This is a genomic window from Nocardia sp. NPDC058497 (assembly GCF_042720195.1).
Lineage (GTDB): Bacteria > Actinomycetota > Actinomycetes > Mycobacteriales > Mycobacteriaceae > Nocardia.
The window spans coordinates 1-1,440 of sequence record NZ_JBHXMY010000951.1; the positions used below are offsets into that span (position 1 = coordinate 1).

Annotated in this window: 2 protein-coding genes and 1 pseudogene; all 3 read right to left on the reverse strand. The window is 65.1% G+C overall.

The window, feature by feature from the left end; genetic code table 11:
• Window positions 1-32: 32 nt before the first annotated feature.
• Window positions 33-506 carry a GNAT family N-acetyltransferase gene (locus tag ACFWPJ_RS32750; protein WP_378857379.1) on the reverse strand — a complete coding sequence of 158 codons (474 nt, stop codon included), beginning with the start codon at window positions 504-506 and terminating at the stop codon, window positions 33-35.
• Entirely contained in the window at window positions 503-772 is a 270-nt protein-coding gene (locus ACFWPJ_RS32755) for a DUF1778 domain-containing protein (RefSeq protein WP_378857381.1), read from the reverse strand. The genes ACFWPJ_RS32750 and ACFWPJ_RS32755 overlap by 4 nt, the downstream gene beginning before the upstream one ends.
• Window positions 773-908: 136 nt before the next feature.
• Window positions 909-1,440 (reverse strand): annotated as a pseudogene (locus tag ACFWPJ_RS32760) (MBL fold metallo-hydrolase); the annotation flags it as partial.

Genomic DNA, 1,440 nt, shown 5'->3' on the forward strand with positions numbered 1-1,440 from the left:
AAGTCCACAACGAACGCCGACATCGCGCTCGCCTAATTCATGACCTGTCGGTAATCGGTATTGCGGACCCGCGTGAACCCGAACTTGGCATAGAACGCGGCGGCGGATTCGTCGATGGCGTCGACAACGATGAGACGCCCGCCCGTGGTCTGCGCTGCTCCCATGATCTTGGTGACGGCGTCGACGAGTAATTGCTCACCCAGCCCCTGCCCGTGCAACCGCTGATCGAGGGCGAATTTCGCCAGCAGGAACGCCGGGACGATCTTCAGCCCGGATGACAGCGACTGCGACAAGCCGTCCACGTCACGTTCCAGCTGGGTGGGGGCGATGGCGTAATACGCGCGCACCGTCGGATCGTCCGGTGTGATCCAGACGTAAGTGCGGCTCGTCCAGCGCTGTTCGGCTTGCAATGCCATCCGTTGCAGCCAGTCGTCGAGAACGGGCTTGCCACAGTCGAACTCGCTGAGTTTGTGGTCGACGGAGATGGCCGTCGAGATCCAGCTCACCGGCGCACGAAGACTCGGGGCTTGGCCGCGGCCTTCGCCAGCGCAGGCGCCTCGTCGGGCTCATCGAGCGAGGACATCATCGCGTCGAACTGTTCAGCCGGCATCAGGGTCCGGCTCGACAACGCCAAGATCCGGTCCGCACGATCAAAAGCCGCGGCACGAATGAACTCGCTCAGCGTCTCGTTGACCGCATCTGCGGCGGCCTGAATCTGGGCCTGTCGTTCCTTGTCGAGCCGTACTTCGACTCGTTGCGTCTTGGCGGTCATGTCGATGCCCCTCACTAGGCGCGAAGCGAGCGCCGTGCTAGATACACCTCACTGTACGGACAATGTACGGGAACCGCTAGCCGCCACCCGGTGCCGGGTTCCGCGCATCCCATGCCCGCCGGGCGGTCGCGATGGTTCAACTCGTCGGCGGCTCGAAGCTAGCCAGCATCTGTTCGAGCGCGGCCTGATCGGGCCCGGTGAACGGATCGGTGGACGGCGCCCCGGCCAGCATCTCCACATATTCCGGCGTGCGTCCCTCGGCGGGCGGAAGGTGTGTGCTGAGGATCCGCTGCGGGTCCATCGCGCGCAGCTCCGAGACGGTGGCAAGAAATTTGCCCTCGTCCACGATGCGCACCCACGGGCTGTCCACCGCCGCCCAGAGGTGTTGCGCCGCGCGCACCGCATCGCTGGGCACGTAGCCCACGTCGTCGGCGGTCGCGAGTTCGGCGCTGGGCATCGGCGCACCGAAACAGTCCGAGGAGAAGCACGAGTTGCTGCCCTCGTCGTAGAACCCGACCGTGCTCGGATTGTCGAACAGCGGTGGGCGAAACGCGATGAGACGCCGATCGCCGACGTCGAGTGATTGCCCCGGATTCAGCAGGAACACGCGGTCCAGCGGGACCGGCCGCGCGCACGACATGATGCCGACACCGAGGAATGTCGTGACC

Bases quoted from the DNA above. Each gene is read 5' to 3' on its own strand.
- ACFWPJ_RS32755 (WP_378857381.1), bottom strand. From the start codon at position 772: ATGACCGCCAAGACGCAACGAGTCGAAGTACGGCTCGACAAGGAACGA.